Origin of the sequence: Faucicola osloensis (assembly GCF_020041925.1) — a bacterium.
Classification (GTDB): domain Bacteria; phylum Pseudomonadota; class Gammaproteobacteria; order Pseudomonadales; family Moraxellaceae; genus Faucicola; species Faucicola osloensis_D.
Genome location: NZ_CP083409.1, coordinates 121,140 through 135,382, shown reverse-complemented (window position 1 = coordinate 135,382; position 14,243 = coordinate 121,140). Strand labels below are relative to the sequence as shown.

17 protein-coding genes are annotated in these 14,243 nt (G+C 42.6%); 11 read left to right on the top strand and 6 right to left on the bottom strand.

Annotated elements, in window-relative coordinates:
• Nucleotides 1-9 precede the first annotated feature (9 nt).
• From LAJ61_RS00595 to adk, 3 genes are all read left to right on the top strand, one after another.
• Nucleotides 10-540, top strand: a complete 531-nt coding sequence (locus tag LAJ61_RS00595) for a cytochrome c-type biogenesis protein (RefSeq protein WP_224054866.1) — start codon at nt 10-12, stop codon at nt 538-540.
• A complete protein-coding gene (gene ccmI / locus LAJ61_RS00590; protein WP_224054073.1) occupies nt 540-1,820 on the top strand; it encodes a c-type cytochrome biogenesis protein CcmI in 1,281 nt (426 codons plus the stop codon). Before LAJ61_RS00595 ends, ccmI begins: the two co-directional genes overlap by 1 nt.
• A gap of 262 nt (nt 1,821-2,082) precedes the next feature.
• On the top strand, nt 2,083-2,739 hold the full coding sequence (gene adk, locus LAJ61_RS00585; protein WP_224054072.1) for an adenylate kinase: 657 nt from the start codon (nt 2,083-2,085) through the stop codon (nt 2,737-2,739).
• Nucleotides 2,740-2,917: 178 nt separating this feature from the next.
• Here adk and rpsT read toward each other — a convergent pair whose 3' ends face one another.
• Entirely contained in the window at nt 2,918-3,187 is a 270-nt protein-coding gene (rpsT, locus tag LAJ61_RS00580) for a 30S ribosomal protein S20 (RefSeq protein WP_065263785.1), read from the bottom strand.
• A gap of 352 nt (nt 3,188-3,539) precedes the next feature.
• Between rpsT and LAJ61_RS11180 the strand changes: the two genes are divergently transcribed.
• The 6 genes from LAJ61_RS11180 to LAJ61_RS00555 all read left to right on the top strand — a co-directional run bounded on the left by LAJ61_RS11180 (nt 3,540) and on the right by LAJ61_RS00555 (nt 9,620).
• The gene (locus tag LAJ61_RS11180; protein ID WP_310586017.1) at nt 3,540-3,920 is read left to right on the top strand and encodes an NAD-dependent epimerase/dehydratase family protein; all 381 of its coding nucleotides are present in this window, start codon (nt 3,540-3,542) and stop codon (nt 3,918-3,920) included.
• Complete coding sequence (locus LAJ61_RS11175; protein ID WP_310586016.1) at nt 3,886-4,254, top strand: Rossmann-fold NAD(P)-binding domain-containing protein; 369 nt, start codon at nt 3,886-3,888, stop codon at nt 4,252-4,254. Before LAJ61_RS11180 ends, LAJ61_RS11175 begins: the two co-directional genes overlap by 35 nt.
• 42 nt (nt 4,255-4,296) lie before the next feature.
• Entirely contained in the window at nt 4,297-4,815 is a 519-nt protein-coding gene (gene rraA / locus LAJ61_RS00570) for a ribonuclease E activity regulator RraA (RefSeq protein ID WP_224054071.1), read from the top strand.
• A gap of 4 nt (nt 4,816-4,819) precedes the next feature.
• On the top strand, nt 4,820-5,335 hold the full coding sequence (locus LAJ61_RS00565) for a hypothetical protein (protein WP_224054070.1): 516 nt from the start codon (nt 4,820-4,822) through the stop codon (nt 5,333-5,335).
• Between the two features lie 153 nt (nt 5,336-5,488).
• Nucleotides 5,489-9,091: a transcription-repair coupling factor gene (gene mfd, locus LAJ61_RS00560; RefSeq protein WP_224054069.1), complete on the top strand. Its 3,603-nt coding sequence runs from the start codon at nt 5,489-5,491 to the stop codon at nt 9,089-9,091.
• A 154-nt stretch (nt 9,092-9,245) separates the two neighbouring features.
• Nucleotides 9,246-9,620 carry a phytanoyl-CoA dioxygenase family protein gene (locus tag LAJ61_RS00555; protein WP_224054068.1) on the top strand — a complete coding sequence of 125 codons (375 nt, stop codon included), beginning with the start codon at nt 9,246-9,248 and terminating at the stop codon, nt 9,618-9,620.
• Nucleotides 9,621-9,746: 126 nt separating this feature from the next.
• Here LAJ61_RS00555 and LAJ61_RS00550 read toward each other — a convergent pair whose 3' ends face one another.
• Nucleotides 9,747-9,959: a hypothetical protein gene (locus LAJ61_RS00550; RefSeq protein WP_224054067.1), complete on the bottom strand. Its 213-nt coding sequence runs from the start codon at nt 9,957-9,959 to the stop codon at nt 9,747-9,749.
• Nucleotides 9,960-9,992: 33 nt separating this feature from the next.
• On the opposite strand from LAJ61_RS00550, the gene LAJ61_RS00545 reads away from it, so the two are divergent.
• Nucleotides 9,993-10,199 (top strand): oxidoreductase-like domain-containing protein, encoded by a 207-nt coding sequence (locus tag LAJ61_RS00545; protein ID WP_224054066.1) that lies wholly within the window; start codon nt 9,993-9,995, stop codon nt 10,197-10,199.
• Nucleotides 10,200-10,614: 415 nt separating this feature from the next.
• Here LAJ61_RS00545 and LAJ61_RS00540 read toward each other — a convergent pair whose 3' ends face one another.
• Nucleotides 10,615-11,529 (bottom strand): sulfite exporter TauE/SafE family protein, encoded by a 915-nt coding sequence (locus LAJ61_RS00540; protein ID WP_224054065.1) that lies wholly within the window; start codon nt 11,527-11,529, stop codon nt 10,615-10,617.
• An 89-nt stretch (nt 11,530-11,618) separates the two neighbouring features.
• A complete protein-coding gene (gene ccoS / locus LAJ61_RS00535) occupies nt 11,619-11,849 on the bottom strand; it encodes a cbb3-type cytochrome oxidase assembly protein CcoS (protein WP_224054064.1) in 231 nt (76 codons plus the stop codon).
• Between the two features lie 278 nt (nt 11,850-12,127).
• Between ccoS and LAJ61_RS00530 the strand changes: the two genes are divergently transcribed.
• Nucleotides 12,128-12,463, top strand: a complete 336-nt coding sequence (locus LAJ61_RS00530) for a rhodanese-like domain-containing protein (protein WP_224054063.1) — start codon at nt 12,128-12,130, stop codon at nt 12,461-12,463.
• Nucleotide 12,464: 1 nt separating this feature from the next.
• Here LAJ61_RS00530 and LAJ61_RS00525 read toward each other — a convergent pair whose 3' ends face one another.
• Nucleotides 12,465-13,142: a YdcF family protein gene (locus LAJ61_RS00525; RefSeq protein ID WP_224054062.1), complete on the bottom strand. Its 678-nt coding sequence runs from the start codon at nt 13,140-13,142 to the stop codon at nt 12,465-12,467.
• Nucleotides 13,117-14,226 carry a UDP-N-acetylmuramate dehydrogenase gene (gene murB / locus LAJ61_RS00520; RefSeq protein ID WP_224054061.1) on the bottom strand — a complete coding sequence of 370 codons (1,110 nt, stop codon included), beginning with the start codon at nt 14,224-14,226 and terminating at the stop codon, nt 13,117-13,119. Before murB ends, LAJ61_RS00525 begins: the two co-directional genes overlap by 26 nt.
• Nucleotides 14,227-14,243: the final 17 nt, after the last annotated feature.

The following is a 14,243-nucleotide window of genomic DNA, read 5'->3' as shown; positions in this document are numbered from 1 at the left end:
GTCAGGGCGATGGCTGCGGTGTTGCTAGTCGCAGGGTTATCCATGTCGGCTTGGGCAAACATTGATACCTACCAATTTGACAACCCGCGCCAAGAAGCCCAGTATCGTGCGCTGATTGAAGAATTTCGTTGTCCAAAATGTCAAAACCAAAACTTGGCAGGTTCCGATGCGCCAATTGCCCAAGATTTAAAACAAAAGACTTATGACATGGTCAAAGACGGTCGTTCCGACGCCGAAATTCGCCAGTATATGAATGAGCGCTACGGTGACTTTATTAGCTACAAACCACCCGTGCGCCCATCTACCTGGATTTTATGGTTTTTTCCGCCTGTGTTGTTGGTGTTTGTGATGCTGGCTTGGTTTATTCGTAACCGTAATTCATCAAAACGTGCCGCTGTCATCGCCAACCCCATAGAAAATGGCTATGCGCCACTCTCAACCGCCGAACAACAGCGATTACAAGACTTGTTAAACGTCAATGATAACGCTGCCAATGCTAAAACTAGTGAAATCAATCAAGCAGTGGCTAAGGAAAATTAATGTCAACGCTAATTATTTTTATCATTGTCGCGCTTCTGTTTGCTATCACGCTTGCGGTATTTATTTTGTTACCTTGGTTGCAAACCCAAGACCATCATGCCATCGCCAATCGCGCTGATAATCAGCTACTAACGCTCAATATTGAAGTATTTAAACAACGGTTGGTAGAACTTGATGCCGATTTTGGTGAGGGTCAAATCGATGAGGCGACTTATCAAACCCAAAAACTGGCGTTAGAGCGTCAATTACTAGACATCAGTGACAATCAAGATACCAGCCATTTTACCCCTAATTGGAAAAGCCGTCTGATAGTTATCATCTGGATTCCGCTGTTATCTGCGATGGCTTATGGGATGATTGCCGACCGCACGCCCGTCTATCAATTATGGGATGCACAAAATCGCTTGGGAAAAGTCGCGGATGATTTATTGACCGCAAAAATCGATACGCCACCTGAATGGGCGACCAAAGACAGTGTGGGACTGATTAGTGCCATGCAAACCAATGTGCATCATCATGCCACCGATCCACTGCGTTGGTTTCGTCTATCTGAAGTGTTTGTAGCCTTGCAAGCGCCCGAGCAAGCACTTGAAGCCTTGGCAAGGGCGTATCGTCTCAATCCTGATGATGAAAAAATCGCCATCACCTACGCCCAAACTAGCTTTTTTACCCAAGGCGGGGTAATGGATGATAAAACCCGTCAAGTGGTTGAGCATATTCTAGCCAAAAGTCCCAAACACCAAGGCGCACAAATGCTGATGGCAATGGGTGAAATGCGAGCGGGCAACTACGCGCAGTCTCGAAAATGGGTAGCGCTACTACGCAACGAAATTCAAGCGCGTCCTGGCGATCATACCCAAGCCTTAAGCAGCCTATCTGAACTTGAGCAGACTATCAACCAGCGTGAAGCCCAAGGCGAACAGGCGATTACAGTCAATGTCAAAGTCACCCCTGAGATATTAGGACGGGTGAAAAAAGGCGAAAGCTTATTTGTTAATGTGCGTAAGATGGCAGGTGGTCCCCCTGTTGCTGCCAAAAAACTGTCAGCCGATACCTTAACCATCAATGGTATGGCAATTAACATCAGCGATAACGATAGCATCATGCCCACCATGACCTTAAGCTCGGCGATTAGCACGAATGAGCCATTGGTGATTACTGCCCGTGTTAGTGCTTCAGGTGACGCCATGCCGCAAAGCGGTGACTTGACGAGTAACCCCGTACCGCTAGAGAAAACGGCTGACTCGACAACCGTATTGATTGATAAAATCGTGCCTTAAATCGTTATGAAAAATCTTTTGATTGAATAGGGGCTTAATTGAATAGGGGGTGGATTAAATGTTGCCACATTTTTATTTTTAATACCCCTATCAATTTAAATTATTTTGCAAAAATTGCTTGAGATTTTAGCGGTTAACGAGTATTGTTAACCCAGTATTTCAAAACTGTTAGTTATTCGAACACACCATTTGTGGGTCTTTTTTTGCTATTGCAGTAATGAGATAGGGCGATTTTAATAATTTCGACTTAAGGAATAGGTTTATGAAGCGTATTATTCTTTTAGGGCCACCTGGCGCTGGTAAGGGTACCCAAGCACAAATCATCACCAAGGAATTTAATATTCCACAAATTTCAACAGGTGATATGCTACGTGCCGCTATCAAAGAAGGTACTGAACTTGGCAAACAAGCCAAAAGTATCATGGATGCCGGTGGACTTGTCTCAGATGATTTAATTATCAACCTAGTTAAAGCCCGTATTGCGCAGCCAGATTGCGCCAACGGCTGTATTTTTGATGGCTTTCCGCGTACCATTCCACAAGCGCAAGCGTTAGCGGATGCAGGCGTACACATCGATAACGTGGTAGAAATTGCAGTACCTGATGAAGACATCGTGTCTCGTTTGTCGGGTCGTCGCTCTCATCCTGCTTCAGGTCGCGTGTACCATGTGGTCTATAATCCACCCAAAGTGGAAGGTAAAGATGACGAAACCGGTGAAGAATTGGTTCAGCGTGATGACGATAAAGAAGATACCATCCGCGATCGTTTAGCTACTTATCATAACCAAACAGAAGCTTTGGTTGGTTTTTATCAAGACTTGGCAAAATCAGGTCAAAACGCGCCTCGCTATGCCAAATTTGATGGTACACAAGCCATTGATAAAGTCAGTGAACAAGTCCTTGCCGAGTTAAAAGCATAATTAACACCATGATTAAAAGCATCAATGGGCTTTTAAGAAAGTTAATTTTAGGTAAGCTAAATAAAAAGCTGAAATTTTGATTTCAGCTTTTTTTATAATTAAATAAATTTTATAACTAAATCAGTCTCATTAAAAAAGCCAATTCAATGTGAATTGGCTTTTTTAATGCAACAAACAATTAAGCAGTTTTAAGGGCTTTAATTGCTTTGTTTAAGCGGCTTTTATGACGTGCTGCTTTGTTTTTGTGAATCACGCCTTTGTCAGCAATACGGTCAATCACTGGAACTGCTTTTTTGTAAGCTTCAGTCGCTGCGTCATAGTTTTTATCTTCAACGGCTTTTACCACATGTTTGATGAAAGTACGAACCATAGAACGTTGTGATGCTTTTAATTGACGACGTTTAACGTTTTGACGAGCGCGTTTGCGAGCTTGTGCAGAATTTGCCACGTAAATCTCCTTGGATTTGCAATATAAATCGATCTGTTAGTAAGTGAGCAGCCATTCGCTTATTACAGACACGGGTAGTGAGGGTTGCTTGAATCCTTGAATCACTAGACACGGAAACACAATTAACGATATCAAGCGGATTTAAAGCCCGCTATTTTAGCAAACTCACGCTACAATAACAACTTACTTCAGCAGATTATTCAGCGTATTTCGTCTATTGGCCAAAAAACCATCGCGCAATGCCCACCAACGCTGAAAAAAACGTATTTGTAGGTGAAAGTTTTGATTATCTGTGATTAAATAAAATGACATTAAAAACTCATAAAAATATTCATACTGAGGTCATTGTTTTATGCAGCGCACAGCATTAATCATCGGTGCAACCGGCTTGGTAGGCAATTCATTACTGACCCAGCTTGGCAGTCTTTATCAAAAAGTCATTATCATTGCGCGCTCTCAGCCAAAAGGGTTGAGTGATTCGATGCATTTTTATCAGCTCAAAGATTTTAATCAAATACATGAATTTGTGTCTGCGCTGTCGATTGGTAAAGACACCGATGCTTTTAGCTGTCTGGGTACCACCATTAAGGAAGCGGGTAGTGAAGCCGCCTTTCGACAAATCGACTTTACCTTTAATGTGGCATTCGCAAAAGCTTGCAAACAAAAAGGCGTAGAGCGGTTTTTTTTTGTTATCGGCGATGGGCGCCAATGCCGACAGTCGCTTTTTTTATAACCGTGTCAAAGGTGAGCTTGAAACTGCGATTGACAATTTAGGCTTTCAAGAATTAGCAATTTTTCGTCCCTCTTTGCTGCTTGGCAAACACGATGCTCGTAAACTTGAAACCATCGCGCAGACGGCGTACAAACTCATCAAACCTATCGTACCTAAAAAACTGCCTGTCCGTCCCATAGAAGCCAATAGGGTAGCGATGGCAATGGCGCTGGTGAGTAACAATTGGCACATCAAACATACTTATGAAAAATCTGCTAATCGCGTCGATACCGCCAAAAAAACCCAAGTTATCAGTAACGGTGAGATGCTAGCGATGACGCGGTTTAGAAACTAACCTTCCCAAAAAAAATTGATTTAAGGAACGATGATGAGCGACATGACCTTACAAAATTTTATTACCTGCGATTTATTAGATGATAATCCAGAATGTCAGGTTTGTGCACCCAACATGGAAGGCAAACGCTTTTTTAGCTATGGCGGTAACACAAAATTTGGCGGTGAAGTGGTAACCGTCAAATGCTTTGAAGACAATAGCCGGGTTAAAGAGCTGTTAGCCACGCATGGCAAAGATGAGAAAGGCAATGGCAAGGTTTTGGTGGTAGACGGTGGGGCGTCAATGCGCTGTGCCTTACTGGGCGATATGATTGCACAAAGCGGCGTTGACCATGGCTGGGCTGGGGTGATTGTGTATGGCTGTGTGCGAGATGTGGATGATATGGGCAAAATGCCAATCGGCGTACAAGCGCTCGGCGCCATTCCCCGCAAATCCAATCGCAAGGGTGTGGGGGATGTGGGTGTGACGCTCAATTTTGGCGGAATGACAATAAATAATGGCGACTTTGTGTATGCGGATAATAACGGTATCATTCTTAGTCAAAAATCACTAATCGACTAGGGACATGATGATGAAAAATCTGTTTAGAATCGCCGTGGTTAGCAGTGGTTTATTATTAAGTGTCAATAGCTTGGCTGGAGTCGGTCAATTTGAAGATGAAACAACCACTTGCTATGTGCTAAAAAACCATAAACTTGTTAAAAAAACCGTCTGCACGTATGAGGGTTCAAGTGGTGGTGCAGCCTCAGGCTATACTGTGTTCGAAGCAACATTTTATATTAAAGGCTATGGTAAAATTGATATTGTTGATAATTGGTTTGCCGAAGATGACGGCAAAGGCGGTTGGAAAAATGAACAGTCAACCACGACCATCGATGGTGAAAAAGCGGTACAGCGTAGCCGCGATGCTAAAACACTGAAAATTTTAACCGATAAAGAAGTTGAAAAACGCTCAACAGCTTATAGTAAACTTCTCCAAAAAAGTAATGGCAAGACTATGCCACTGGAGAATTGGCTAACGTGTTATACGAATAAAAAAGCCACGAATGAACTTTGCTATATCGATAATACCCCACGTTAAAAGCCTTCAAGATTGAATAGAACATCCGCTAAATTTGGCTGATTTTTTGCTTTAAATCAACCTCAAAAACCCCCACAATAACGTCATTCTTTTTTGCCTTTTTAACTCAAAAAACCGATAACCAAAAGACTTATAACCAAAAGACCGATAACAATGACGAATGTTACACACTCACTGTCTCATCTTTCCTTTCGCCTCAACCAATCGTTGTTTGACAATACTAAGCATGACAAAAAATGGCTGGGCAACTTACAAGGCATGACCCAAGCCTTATGGCTCACTAGCCTCACCAGCAGCGATAGTGGTCAGCAAAACCGACTTAAAGTCGTCGTGACCCGTGACCAAAATCAGCTCAATCAGCTTGAAACAGAGTTGGCATTTAGTGGGGTCGATGCCCATGTGTTTCCTGATTGGGAAACGCTTACCTATGATGAACTGTCACCGCACCATGATATTGTCTCTGAGCGGATTCATTTGCTTACCCATATGCCAACTGATGGTATTTTACTGATTTCAGTGCAGACCTTAATGCACCGTGTCGCCCCTGCATCATGGCTATTGGGTCAACACTTTGATTTGTCAGTGGGTGACACCTTTGATGTGGCAACTGAACGTCGAAAACTGGCAACCGCAGGCTATCATGCGGTAGATAATGTCTTTGAGCCTGGGGAATTTGCTGTGCGTGGCAGCGTGATTGATTTGTTTGCCATTGGTCAGCCATTCCCAGTGCGCATTGATTTATTTGATGATGAGATTGAGAGCATCCGTTTTTTTAATCCACAAACCCAGCGTAGCTTGACCCAAGCGGATTTGGACGAATTAAAAGACAGTGACCCCCATCAATATGTCAAATTTATGAATAGTCAAAAAAAATCGGGTGAAACTATCGGTAAAATCACCAGTTTTCAGATTTTACCCGCGCGAGAATTTCCCCTGGATGAGGGTAAAGAAACGTTTCGCGCCAATTTTGCCAGCACCTTTGCCAACACATCCGCCCGCCGTTTTGAGCTGTTTAATGATGTGATGAACGGCATTGCACCCGCGGGGGTGGAGTATTATCAGCCATTATTTTTTGACACGGATAGTTGGCAAAATGGCTCGGATTTTTTTAGTTACTTGCCCAAAGATAGCTTGTTTATCGTTGATAATCAACTAGAGACGGCTTACCAAAATTTTTGGCAACAAATCCAAACTCGTTACAATGACCGCAGGCACGATATCGAAAAACCGATTGTGGCACCGCAAGATTTGTATTTGGCAGAACATATCTTTAACGAAAAAATTGCCCAATATCCTCGCATTATCACCAGCGAACAGCCAATAGATGACACCAAAGCAGGGGCAATCAATGCATTGGTTGACACCCCACCTGATTTAACCGTTGACCATAAACTTGCTGAGCCACTGCAAAGACTGATGGCATTTCGCGAGCAGTTTGCTAAACCGATATTATTGGTTGCCGAAACTGCGGGTCGCCGTGAGATTTTATCGGAGCTGTTGCAAAAGCGCTTTAATTTGCAAAGTGTTTCAGGATTGAGCGATTTTCTTGCAAACATGGATGAGGCGCATAGCACTGCGATTGCCTTGACCATTGCACCGATTGAAAGAGGCGCGTTGCTTCCCGATAAGTTTGCGATTCTCTCAGAAACCCAGTTGTTTGGACGGCAAGTATTACAGACTCGCCGCCGTCGCCAAAGCGATGTGTCTGATGAATTTTTGGTTAAATCGGTCAGTGAGCTTAATATTGGCGACCCTGTGGTGCATATTGATTTTGGCATTGGGCGTTATCAAGGCTTGATTACCCTTGAGATTGATAGACAACTGCAAGAGTTCATCCATCTTACCTATGCAGATGATGCCAGTGTGTATGTGCCTGTGGCAAATCTGCAGCTTATCAGCCGTTATGCGGGTGGCGACGCGGCAACCGCACCGCTTCATACCATAGGTAGCGGTAAATGGGATAAAGCCAAAGCCAAAGCACTCAGCCAAATTCATGATGTGGCGGCGGAACTGCTCAACGTACAAGCCCGCCGTGATGCCAAAGTGGGCATTAACTTCCCAATTGACCAAATCCAGTATGACTTATTTGCCAGTCAATTTGCGTTTGAAGAAACGCCCGATCAAGCCAATGCTATTGAAGCGGTTAAGTTTGATATGAAGCAAAATAAGCCCATGGATAGGCTGGTGTGCGGTGATGTCGGTTTTGGTAAAACCGAAGTGGCGATGCGTGCCGCTTTTATTGCGGTACAAGCAGGGTATCAAGTAGCAGTGCTAGTACCGACGACACTGCTTGCTGGGCAACACGAAGACAACTTTTTGGATCGATTTGCCGATTGGCCCATTCGTATTGAAAGCTTGTCTCGGTTTGGCACCAAAAAACAACACGATGCGATTCTCAAAGGCTTAGCGGAAGGTAAAATTGATATCGTCATCGGTACCCACCGTATTTTGCAAGAAGATGTCAAGTTTGCCAACTTAGGTCTGATGATTGTCGATGAAGAACACCGTTTTGGCGTGCGAGATAAAGAGCGTATCAAAGCCATGCAATCGGATGTTGACGTATTATCAATGACCGCAACACCCATTCCGCGTACGCTGAACATGGCATTATCGGGTATGCGAAACATGTCGATTATCGCCACGCCCCCTGCAAGGCGGTTGGCAATTAAAACCTTTGTCATGCAAAAGTCTGATAACTTACTCAAAGAAGCGATTTTGCGTGAATTATTGCGTGGCGGACAGGTGTTTTTACTGCATAACGATGTGGCGAGCATTGAGCGCATGGCAGAAACCGTGCGAGAGCTTGTGCCCGAATCTCGGGTGGCAGTGGCTCACGGTCAGATGAAAGAACGAGAGCTTGAGCAAATCATGCAATCGTTTTACCATAAAAGACACAATTTATTGGTGTGTACCACCATTATCGAAACGGGCATTGATATCCCCAATGCCAATACCATTATCATTAACCGCGCCGATAAATTCGGGCTCGCCCAGCTTCACCAGCTTCGTGGGCGTGTTGGTCGCAGTCACCACCAAGCCTACTGTTATCTGCTTGTGCCGTCTATTAAAGGCTTGACCAGCGACGCCCAAAAGCGGCTTGATGCCATCAGCCGTGCCAACACATTGGGGGCAGGCTTTATGCTTGCCAGTGAAGACCTTGAGATTCGTGGGGCAGGCGAGCTGCTGGGCAAAAACCAAAGCGGCAATATGCAAGCGGTCGGTTTTAACCTGTATATGGATATGTTAAACCGTGCCACCAAAGCCATCAAAGCAGGTAAACAACCTGATTTGAACACCCCATTATCGCTAACCAGTGACATTAATCTGCATTTGTCGGCACTCATCCCTGAAGATTATCTGGGTGATGTCCATCAGCGGCTATTGTTTTATAAAAAAATCGCCAATGCTGAAGACTATGACAGCCTAATTAGTATTCGCAGCGAAATGCTAGACCGTTTTGGCAGTTTGCCGGAGCCGACCAAAAATTTATTTGCCATTCACCAAATCCGCTTAATGGCTGAAGCGCTTGAGATTAGCAAAATTGATGGCAATGAGCGGCAAGTCACCTTTGAGTTTTCACCAAGCACCCCTGTGGAAGCCATTACCATTATTGGGCTTATTCAGTCGAATCCGAAAAAATTTAAAATGAATGGCGCGACAGGGCTAAAAATGATGGATGACAAAGCCCTTGCTACAGCAGAAGGTAGGATTGATGCGGTTAAGAATTTGCTTGAAAAATTAACCTTGAAAGGATAATTTATTTCAAAATAAAGCGACATTAATTGTCGCTTTCTTGCTTTTTTAGATTAAAATAGGATAATGATTCAGTCATACTGCAAACGTAATATTAAACAATCAAAAAACTTTCTATTATAAAACTGCCCTTAACTTAATTAAAAGGAATATTACCATGTCAGAAGTTTTAGAAATTTTAAAAAAAGATTCATCGAATTTAACCGATGAACAAACTAAAGAATTTGAACAAGGGTTTTTAGTTCTTAAAAAAGAGTTTGAAACAGCAGATATTGATGATTTAAATAATGATGAGTATAAGCAGGAATTTGCCGAGAAATTTGATAAACTAATGCAAAAAATTGGTTATGATGAATTTGAACTCGATTCATCCAATCTATTTCTTTATGACCTTTATAAAGTCGACGAGTATGAAGATTTTATGGGATTTATAGCAGTCAGTTATCAAGTTGCTTGTGGTGATGATGATGTGCTAAGAGAAATTTATGAAGAAATGCACGAAAAGCTACAAAGTCAATTTGACGATCAATAGGTTTAGTCATCAAATTTAAAATTGATTCCTTAGAAACGGTAAACTATAATTAAGGGTAAGGAGATGGCTAAGGTTTCCCTTTAGCCCACCATGTAAGTACTGCGAATACTTATTTAGGTGCTGATTTTACCAAGCTTTCAAGCTGATAAACAACAGAATCAAAAAGGCGATGATGAGTAAAATAGGTTTCATCGCTTTTTCCTTCCTGTTTTGGTTGGGTTTCAGCCCAACGGCTCTGTTAAATATAACTTTAACCGCCATTATTTTTACAGCTAAAAATGACGGTGGCATTATAAGAGAAATTTGCAGTAAAAAATGCCTATCTTTGATGATAGGCATTTTGCTTTTAGACTTTAAAAAGAATAATCTTAAATGAATCAAAATATCCAATTGCTTAATGGCGAAAAATTACTCGAAGAACCCACCTACCCCGAAGACTGGGAATGTTGCAACAACGGCTGCGAAGAACTGTGCGTGTATGAAATTTACCGCGTTCAAAAACAAGCCTATGACGAACAGCAACAGCGACTCAAAAGCGTGCCAAAACTACTTAGCGACCTCGACAAACCTTCACGGTAGCGGTAGTATTTTTTAATAAAAGTAATTTTTTGTAAATTCATATTCCTGTCACATGAATTTCATGCTACTGTCATCAAACTCACGTTAAATATCATGACGTTATGAAGTTGCATTGATAACGTAAAATAGTAAGTAGTAAGTAAACAACTAAAAAATGGCAAAAGCCTTAAAATGAATAAAAAATCCACCACTATGGGATATTGGATAAAGAAGGATAGGAGTAAAAAATGTTAGATATGTTAAATGAAGCGTTTGAATATGAAACCGATATCATCTATCTTGACGAAGGCGATGACGCGGTAGAAATGTAAACTGCAAGTTAAGCGTAAAACGTAAAAATTCGCAACCGATAACCTCTTAATATACCGATTAAGAGGTTTGTTTTTTTTGGGCAATATAAATGAATGATTACTGACTAGTGATTATGACTGGTACTGGCAGGCATCGCCACCTCATGGTGCTTATCCATATCCTGCATATTGTGCATGTCGTGATTCATGTTATGGCTCATATTATGGTTAATAGGCATAGTAATCGGCATGGTAGTCGAAGCTGTCATAGAAGCAGGATTAGACGCAGAATGATTCATTGTCGACATATCGTGGTGCATACTCGTCTCACTCATGCTATGACTGGCATGACTGTGTGAACCTTGATTATGATTATGGTGCATCATCATCGGAATAAAAATCACCGCAAGCCCAGACAGCATCATAATCACCCCATTAATTTGGCGAAGGCGAAAATTTTTAATACTCGACTGTAGCATACCCACAGTTTTTTGCGTGGCAATCAACATCGGCATCGTACCCAGTCCAAATACAAACATCAGAGCCGCCCCTGTAGCGATATTGTTGCCAGCTATCGCCATCATGAGCGAACCATACACCAATCCACACGGCAAAAATCCCCAAAGCAAGCCAGCAAACAAGGCTTTACCAAAGCTATCAATCGGAAAAACTTTTTTGCGTATCGGGGCAAGCGATTGCCAAAAACGCATCCCAATTTTTTCTAACTGATTGAACAGCGGTAACCCAAGCATCGCAAGCCCAATCAACACCAATACCGCACCCAGGACAATTCTTGGCGCACTGTTACTCATAATGGACTGAAAGATTGCCACCCCAACAAAACTGGCAATCAATCCAAGCAATGAATAACTGATGAGGCGCCCAACATGATAAGTCAAAATCAAGCCATTTTTTTTGCTGTCCGATACATGCTGCATAGATAGCCCAAAAGCCGTCACAATGCCACCGCACATCCCCAGACAGTGCGGTGAGCCAAACAGCCCCATACTAAACGCTGCCAAAAATAATGCCCAGGTCATAAGATGCTCCAAAAAAGTCTAAAAATTTTTGCAAAACGTAAATAAATCAATAGAAAGAAATCAGCAGGAAGACAGATAACACCGACGCGTTATTTTTGCTCGTCGTTAGGGTCTTGTATTTTTGGGGGCTGAGAAGATGAAGGCTTGGCGGGATTTTGCCCCAATTGTTCGCGGCGAAATTGTCTGTCATCCAAAATGACCCGCTGAGATTCATTGTCCAAATCGTCAAATTGGCGTGATTTGATTGCGTAATAAATCGCAAAAATACCCAATACAAATAGCACTAGACTAATAGGAATCAAAAAATACATGCTTTGCATCGTGCATCCCCATTACTTGGCGTAAACAAACGAATTAAATTAAAAAAACCATTATACGCTTATTTTGATATAAATAAATGCGGCAAAATGTCGCAGCGTTGCTGTAGCAATTAAATAGCAGCAATCAAATAGCCTTTGGTATGCTTACAAAACAAACACATGGGTTGCAAATCAAAGCAACTCAGTGATTTGAGTGCGAACAATGAATGCTATAATGATAGCAGGTTAAACATTGAGGTTTAACTTGGTTTTAAAACTCAAAATTCTACAAGGAAATTATGATGTTGATGCCTAAAATCTTTAAGCCTTCCTTTAAGCTTTCAAAAAAACAGTTGCTTGCCTTAGGCGCGGCTGTCATGGTTGGTGCATTATTGATGCCAACAGCAAACGCTGCGACAGTGGTCATTGATGTACGTACCCCAGAGGAGTATTCTGTGAATCATCCCGCAGGTGCCATTAATATTCCACACAATGAATTACTTGCCAAAATAACGGCGCAAGGCATTGCCAAATCAGATACCATTAAAGTGTATAGCCGGGGCGGCGGTCGTGCCGAACAAGCCAAAGCTGCCTTGCAATCAGCTGGCTACACCAATGTGGAAATTCAAAAATAACTCATTTATTGGTGGGTTGGCAGTCGTATTGGGGTTTGACAAGATCGCGAGCGAATGCCAACAATTCATATAAGGCACGTCTTGAGTGCTGCAGATTCTGATCAAAATGCTGCCAATCATTTGCCTTTGGTAATGGGGCGACACTTGCAATAGTAGCCACCCCATTGATGGTAAACTGCCTTCTTGAGCGGTTCATGTGATAAGCATCGGTTACCAAAATTACCTGTTTGACATTGACCATTTCTGCGGTATATTTTGCATTTTGACAAGTGTTAAAGCTGTTTTTTTCTGCCACGATCCACATAATGCCCTTTTTTTGTAGCCATTTTGCCATCCATGGCGCCTCCTTACCACTGACGATGATGGGTAAGCCAGTCTGCTGATACACTTGACTGGCTTTAATCAATCGACTTTCGGTAAATTGATTAATCACAATTTCATTTTGCTGATTATTGGTTAATCCGCCACCTAACACCACAATCGCCGTTGCAGGATTGACGCTCACCGCTGATCCTGGCAGGCGATAACAATCTAAGATAAACAATACAATGGTAGAAAATAGGGGTGTAAAAAAACTGAGTGTGATTAAACACCCCACCAATACAACAACGGTCAAAATTCGTTTAATGGTTGAAAAAAATCGCTCTAGGTAGTTAATGAGCTTGGCGAATGCTACCATCAGATTCAATCCAAACCGGTTCAGCTTCCAATTTTATCCCAAATTTCTCAAGCACTGTATCCTGTATAAATTGCATAGTTTTGGCAACATCACGCTGCGTCGCAACTTTTGGCGCATGGTTAGTCAACACTAGCGCTTGTTTCACATGCGTTAAAATCGGTGCAATGCCTTTACCCTTAAGCCCTGATTGGTCAATAAGCCAGCCAGCCGCAACTTTGCAGTAATCAGTCAAATAGCCTTGGGTATCTTTGACAGGATAATGCACCAGATTGGGATAGCTCTGTAGTAACTGGTCAACTTGAGATTTGGCGACGATGGGGTTTTTAAAAAAGCTGCCACAATTGGGCAAGTCGTTGGTATCGGGCAGTTTACTTTGACGAATGTCGATGATGGCATTCATGGTATCCACGGGTGTGACTTCATCGCGACCCGCTAGGCTAGCATAGTGCTGTGCAACTTTTGCCACATCCCCATACTGGGTATTGGGTTTGGCAGTTTTACTGAGGGTAAAAATGACGCTGGTAATGAGCCACTGTCCGGCTTGCTGTTTAAACAGGCTGTCACGGTAGCTAAACTCGCAATCAGCTTTGCTTAGATGATGCCACGTTAAACTCGGTATATGAAACGCTTTTACACTGTCTATCACATCTTCAGCTTGTACCCCATACGCACCGATGTTTTGTACGGGACTGCCACCGACCCAGCTCGGGATTAACGCCAAATTTTCTAGTCCATACCAACCTTGATGGACCGTGTCTACCACGAGTTTATGCCAATCCTCGCCAGCCATCACCTCAAGGGTTATTGTTTGGCTATCTTCAGACAGGATGGTTTTACCTTTAAGACTGGGCGACACGACAACCGCGTCCAACACTTCGGGCAAAATGATATTACTGCCATTGGATAGCACAACAAACGCTTGTTGATGGGCTGCCAGTTGTTTAAAAGTCGGCTCAATATCAGACAGGTCCGTTAGGCGAATAAATTGTTTGGCTTGACAGGCTAATGCCATGGTATTGTATGCGCTAATATCCACATAGCTAGAATTAGCCTGCATAGGGTTTGGTTCAAAAAAATTGGTCATAAAGATATCGTTAATAA

Coding starts and splice junctions, on each gene's coding strand:
- LAJ61_RS00595 (WP_224054866.1), top strand. CDS start 10: ATGGCTGCGGTGTTGCTAGTCGCAGGGTTATCCATGTCGGCTTGGGCA.
- ccmI (WP_224054073.1), top strand. CDS start 540: ATGTCAACGCTAATTATTTTTATCATTGTCGCGCTTCTGTTTGCTATC.
- adk (WP_224054072.1), top strand. CDS start 2,083: ATGAAGCGTATTATTCTTTTAGGGCCACCTGGCGCTGGTAAGGGTACC.
- LAJ61_RS11180 (WP_310586017.1), top strand. CDS start 3,540: ATGCAGCGCACAGCATTAATCATCGGTGCAACCGGCTTGGTAGGCAAT.
- LAJ61_RS11175 (WP_310586016.1), top strand. CDS start 3,886: ATGGGCGCCAATGCCGACAGTCGCTTTTTTTATAACCGTGTCAAAGGT.
- rraA (WP_224054071.1), top strand. CDS start 4,297: ATGACCTTACAAAATTTTATTACCTGCGATTTATTAGATGATAATCCA.
- LAJ61_RS00565 (WP_224054070.1), top strand. CDS start 4,820: ATGATGATGAAAAATCTGTTTAGAATCGCCGTGGTTAGCAGTGGTTTA.
- mfd (WP_224054069.1), top strand. CDS start 5,489: ATGACGAATGTTACACACTCACTGTCTCATCTTTCCTTTCGCCTCAAC.
- LAJ61_RS00555 (WP_224054068.1), top strand. CDS start 9,246: ATGTCAGAAGTTTTAGAAATTTTAAAAAAAGATTCATCGAATTTAACC.
- LAJ61_RS00550 (WP_224054067.1), bottom strand. CDS start 9,959: ATGCCTATCATCAAAGATAGGCATTTTTTACTGCAAATTTCTCTTATA.
- LAJ61_RS00545 (WP_224054066.1), top strand. CDS start 9,993: ATGAATCAAAATATCCAATTGCTTAATGGCGAAAAATTACTCGAAGAA.
- LAJ61_RS00540 (WP_224054065.1), bottom strand. CDS start 11,529: ATGACCTGGGCATTATTTTTGGCAGCGTTTAGTATGGGGCTGTTTGGC.
- ccoS (WP_224054064.1), bottom strand. CDS start 11,849: ATGCAAAGCATGTATTTTTTGATTCCTATTAGTCTAGTGCTATTTGTA.
- LAJ61_RS00530 (WP_224054063.1), top strand. CDS start 12,128: ATGATGTTGATGCCTAAAATCTTTAAGCCTTCCTTTAAGCTTTCAAAA.
- LAJ61_RS00525 (WP_224054062.1), bottom strand. CDS start 13,142: ATGGTAGCATTCGCCAAGCTCATTAACTACCTAGAGCGATTTTTTTCA.
- murB (WP_224054061.1), bottom strand. CDS start 14,226: ATGACCAATTTTTTTGAACCAAACCCTATGCAGGCTAATTCTAGCTAT.